The 5,185-nt window shown below is 67.0% G+C and carries 3 protein-coding genes; all 3 read left to right on the forward strand.

Annotation, left to right across the window (positions count from 1 at the left end):
• The first annotated feature begins 163 nt into the window (after positions 1-163).
• From AB0H00_RS31700 to AB0H00_RS31710, 3 genes are read left to right on the forward strand one after another with little or no spacing between them, the layout of a single operon-like run.
• Positions 164-940: an ABC transporter ATP-binding protein gene (locus AB0H00_RS31700; RefSeq protein WP_357273570.1), complete on the forward strand. Its 777-nt coding sequence runs from the start codon at positions 164-166 to the stop codon at positions 938-940.
• A gap of 5 nt (positions 941-945) precedes the next feature.
• Positions 946-3,474 carry an FtsX-like permease family protein gene (locus tag AB0H00_RS31705; protein ID WP_357273572.1) on the forward strand — a complete coding sequence of 843 codons (2,529 nt, stop codon included), beginning with the start codon at positions 946-948 and terminating at the stop codon, positions 3,472-3,474.
• Positions 3,475-3,533: 59 nt separating this feature from the next.
• Positions 3,534-5,087, forward strand: a complete 1,554-nt coding sequence (locus AB0H00_RS31710; RefSeq protein WP_357273574.1) for an MFS transporter — start codon at positions 3,534-3,536, stop codon at positions 5,085-5,087.
• Positions 5,088-5,185 lie beyond the last annotated feature (98 nt).

Genomic DNA, 5,185 nt, shown 5'->3' on the forward strand with positions numbered 1-5,185 from the left:
CTCGCGTCCGAGTGGCCGCCGCGTTCGCGACGAAGTCGCCAGCGGCGGTCGCTCGGACGCGAGCCATCAGGGGGCCGCGAACACGCCGCGGCGCAGCCGCGGCAAATAGACACAAGCACTTCCCTGATGGCACATGGGCGCGAACCCGGTAAGACTGGACGGCATGACTTCGCAAGCCATGCGCGCCGACACCGCCGAGGCGGTGGCTCAGAACGATGTCGCCGCCCGCGCAATCGAACTGACCAAGGTCTACGGTTCGGGAGATACCCAGGTCAGGGCATTGGACGGAGTGTCGACCGAGTTCGCGAAGGGGGAGTTCACCGCGATCATGGGCCCGTCCGGTTCGGGTAAGTCGACTCTGATGCATTGCTTGGCCGGGCTCGACAGCCCCAGCTCTGGGGCCGTGCGTATCGGGGACACCGACCTCACCACCCTGTCCGACAAGCAGATGACGCGGCTGCGCAGGGACCGGATCGGGTTCGTTTTCCAGGCTTTCAACCTGGTCCCGACGCTCACGGCGTTGGAGAACATCACGCTGCCGCTGGACATCGCGGGGCGTAAGCCGGACCAGGACTGGCTGGACACCGTCCTGAAACGGCTCGGGCTGACCGATCGGCTCACCCACCGTCCCAGCGAACTGTCCGGCGGGCAGCAGCAGCGGGTGGCGTGCGCGCGGGCACTCGCGGGCAAACCGGAGATCATCTTCGGCGACGAGCCGACCGGCAACCTGGACTCACGTGCCTCGGAGGAGGTGCTGACGATCCTCCGCGCCGCGGTGGACGAGTTCGGGCAGACGGTTGTCATCGTCACGCACGAGCCGCACGCGGCCGGGTTCGCCGATCGAGTGATCTTCCTCGCCGACGGACGCATCGTGGACGAGATGCGCGATCCGACCGCGGACACCGTGCTCGACCGGATGAAGTCGTTGGAGCAGGCGTGATGGTGATGGCCGGTAGTCCGATGCGCAAGGTGGCGCTGCGCAATCTCGCCGCGCATAAAGTCCGCTTGGCCCTGACCCTGTTGTCGGTGGTGCTCGGCACCGCCTTCATCGCCGGCTCGTTCGTGTTCACCGACACGCTGCAGCGCACCTTCGACGGGATCTTCGCCAGCCAGGCCAAGGGCGTAGATGTTCGGGTGAGCCCGAAAGAGCGTCAGGCGCAAGGCATTCCGAACAATGTGGTGGACGAGCTCGCGAAGTACCCCGGTGTCCGCACGGTAGCGCCCAGTGTGAACGGCCCCGTGGTGCTGCTCGATCCCGCGGGCAAGAAGGCGGTGCAGACCGGCGGAGCGCCCAGCATCGGCCAGTCGTACCTGCCACCGGAGAAGGCGGTCGCGGAGCCGGACAAGTTCGTGCAGGGCGTCCCGCCCGCCCGGCCCGGTGAGATCGCGCTGAACACCGGTGGGGCCGAGCGGGCCGGGCTGAAAATCGGTGATCGGACCAAGATCCTCATCCCGTCGCTGCCCGACCCCATCGAGGTGACCCTGACCGGCATCTACGAAGTTCCTTCGGATACCGGCGGTTTCATCGCCGTGCTGTTCGACGACGCGCAGGCGCGCAAGTTGTTCACCGACGGCCTGCACGTCGCCTACGTGGACTTGGCGGCATCCGGGATACCTGGCGACGAGCTGCGCGACAATCTGGCCCAGGCGCTGCCGAACTACAAGGTGCAGAACGGCGAACAGGTCCGCGCGGACCTGAAAAAGGAAGTCTCCAACGCACTCAACTTCATCAACTACTTCCTGCTCGCGTTCGGCGCGATCGCGCTGATCGTCGGCACGTTCATCATCTACAACACCTTCTCGATGATCGTCGCGCAGCGACTGCGTGAGCTGGCACTGTTGCGCGCGGTCGGCGCGAGCCGTCAGCAGGTCGGCAGGTCGGTGGTGGCCGAGGCATTCGTCATCGGGCTGATCGGCAGTACGATCGGTCTCGCGGGTGGCGTCGGATTGGCGTTCGGGTTGTCGGCGCTGCTGAACGCCTTCGACCTCGGTCTGCCGACCGGGTCGATGGCCGTGCTGCCGCGCACCATTCTGGTCGGGTTGCTCGTCGGTCTCGCGGTGACGATGGTCAGCGCCTACGCGCCCGCGCGCCGGGCGTCGAGGATTCCGCCCGTGCAGGCCATGCGCGAGGAGTTCGCATCGGCCGGTGAATCGCTGCGACCGCGGACCGCGATCGGTGCTGTGCTGGCCGTGCTCGGTGCCGGATTCGTCGTGGTGGGTGCGCAATCCGCGGGGGGCACCGCGGCCGCGACCGTCGGAGTCGGCGCGCTGGGCCTGATCTTCGCGGTGTTGCTCGCCGCACCCGCGTTGTCGCGGCCGGTGGTGTCCGTGCTCGGTGCGCTGGTTCGACCGTTCGGGCCGATCGGTCGGATGGCGCGTAACAACGCCGCGCGCAACCCCCGCCGCACCGCCGCGACGGCTTTCGCGCTCACCCTCGGGCTGATGCTGGTGTCGGCGATCGGGATGCTCGGCGCGTCGGCGAAGGCCAGCGTCGGCGTTCTGGTGGACAAGGGCGTGCGGGCCGATTACGTGCTGGCGGGTCCGCAGCTGCTCGGAGTGCCGTTCGGCGCAGCCGACGCCGTCCGCACGTCAGTGCCCGGTGTGGCCGAGGTGGTCGGGGTGCGCGGCGTCGGGTTCAAGATCGATGACGAACAGATCATGGGCACCTCGGCGGACGGACCGCTGGACCGGGTGCTGAGCTACGACATCGTGCGCGGCAGCAACACCGTCGGTGGCCACGACGTGCTGGTCTCGGAGGACGAGGCCGACGATCGTGGGTGGCAGGTCGGCAGGCAAGTCACCGTGACCGGCTTCGACGGCAAGAAGATTCCGCTGACGGTGGTCGGCGTGTACAAGAAGACACCGTTGCTCGGCCCGATGGTGATGTCGAAGACCGTGTTCGAGGAACTGGTGCCGCTCAACTTCCGGACCAACTACCTGGTGCTGATCAAGGCGAAGCCAGGCGCGAACCTCACCGAGATGCGCACCGACCTGGAGAAGGCGACCGAGCAGTACGTCGTAGTGCAGGTGCAGGACCGCGAAGAGTTCAAAGGCGCGCAGGGTCGGCAGATCAACACGCTACTGGCCATCCTCTACGGGCTGCTCGCTCTGGCGGTGGTGATCGCCATCCTCGGCATCGTGAATACACTCGCGCTGTCGGTGGTGGAGCGGCGCCGCGAGATCGGCATGTTGCGCGCCGTCGGCATGCAGCGCGCCCAGGTGCGCAGGACGATCTACCTGGAATCCATGCTGATCGCGATATTCGGCGCCGTCGTCGGCATGGCGCTTGGCCTCGGGCTGGGCGTGGGATTCCTGCGGACGCTGCGCGATCTGGGGCTCGACCAGATCTCCATTCCGTGGGCGCAGCTGGTGCTCGTCCTGATCAGCTCGGCGATCGTCGGTGTGCTCGCCGCACTTTGGCCTGCGGTGCGTGCGGCGAGTACGCCACCACTCGCGGCCATCGCCGACCTCTGAAAACTCGTGCGGCGCATGTCGACTGTGCGCCCGACGGCCTCGGCCAGTAGCCTGTGCCGGTGGGGACGACGGACAATGCACCGAGCAGGGCGGCGCGACCGGGCATTGCACTGGCAGCGGTCACTGCCGTACTGTTCGTGACCTTCCTGGACACCACGGTCGTGAGTGTCGCGCTCGGCGATATCCGGCACGAGCTGAGTACCGACGTGACGTTGCTGCAGTGGGTGGTCAATGCCTACATCGTGGTCTTCGCCGGCCTCATGCTGGCAGGCGGATCACTCGGCGACCGCTGGGGTCGCAAGCGGGTCATGATCGTCGGTTTGGTGATCTTCTGTGCCGGATCGGTGATTGCGGCGCTTGCGGCCAGTGTGTCGGTGCTCATCGCCGGTCGCGCGATCATGGGCTTGGGAGCAGCCGCCTCCGAACCAGGCACCCTGTCGGTACTGCGACACATCTTCCCGGAGGAGCGGGCTCGCGCCAGGGCGCTCGGCGTATGGGCGGCGGTGTCCGGGCTGGCGCTGGCGGCCGGACCGGTACTGGGCGGAGTGCTGGTCCACGCGTACGGGTGGCGCTCGATCTTCTGGTTCAACCTGGTGATCGGGGCGGTGGCGCTCGCTGCCGCGCTATGGTCCGTCCCGGAAAGCTCCGACCCCCGCCAGGGGCCCATCGACTGGGCCGGAGCCCTGCTCGGCGCCGCCTTTCTCGGGTCGGTGATCTACGCCGCGACCACCGGCGAGGATCGGGGCTACACCGCGCCTTTGGTGATCGCGCTGTTCGTGCTGGGGGGTATCGCGTTCGTCGGTTTCGTCGCCGTCGAAGCGCGGGCCCGCGCTCCTATGCTCGACTTTCGATATCTGCGCCTGCCTGCGGTGCGCGGTGCGCTGGTGGTCGCCTTCGCCGTCTACTTCGGCATCTTCTCGATCTTCTTCTTCACCGCACTGTATTTGCAAGTGATGCAGTCTTATTCGGGCGCACGCACGGCCACGGTCTTCGCGCCGATGGCCATCGCGATCATCCTCGGATCGCTGGCCGCGGGCTTCTGGGTGGGGCGTCGTGGAGCGCGCACTCCCATGATCATCGGTTGCGCGGTCGGTGCCGGCGGGATCCTGCTCACCCGCCATGCTCTCGCCGGCCCACTGCACGACCTTCCGCTGGCAGGGGGGATGGCAGTGGCGGGGTTCGGATTCGGGATCGCTGTGGTGCCGTTGACGTCGGCCGTGCTGTCCGGGGTGCCGGCGGAGCACTCGGGCATGGCCGCCGCGGTGACCAACACGATGCGCCAGGTCGGTTCGGCGTTCGGTGTCGCTGTGCTCGGGGCACTGGTGAATTCGTTCCTCACGTCGGATCTGAAGGCGCGGATGAACGAACTGGGATTGCCCACCGCGCTGCAGCCCAGCGCCATCGACGCCGTCGAACGTGGCCGCATACCCGAGGGCGTGGACATCACCCCCTATCTCCAATATCTGTCGAAGGTGTCCGACGTGCTCAATACCGGAAAGGCGGCATTCCACCACGGACTCGATGTGGCATTGCTGGTTTCGGCGGTATTGATCCTGGCCGCGGCGGCATTCACAGCGCTCGATGCGGCATTCCACCGAGCAGACATCACATAATCGGGTGCGGGCTCAGGCGGTCAACGCAACACCTCTTCGAGTGCTTCTGATGGTGTGCGGAATCCGAGAGTTTGTCGAGGGCGCCCGTTGAGTTCGTC

Origin of the sequence: Nocardia sp. NPDC023852 (assembly GCF_040639505.1) — a bacterium.
Taxonomy (GTDB): domain Bacteria; phylum Actinomycetota; class Actinomycetes; order Mycobacteriales; family Mycobacteriaceae; genus Nocardia.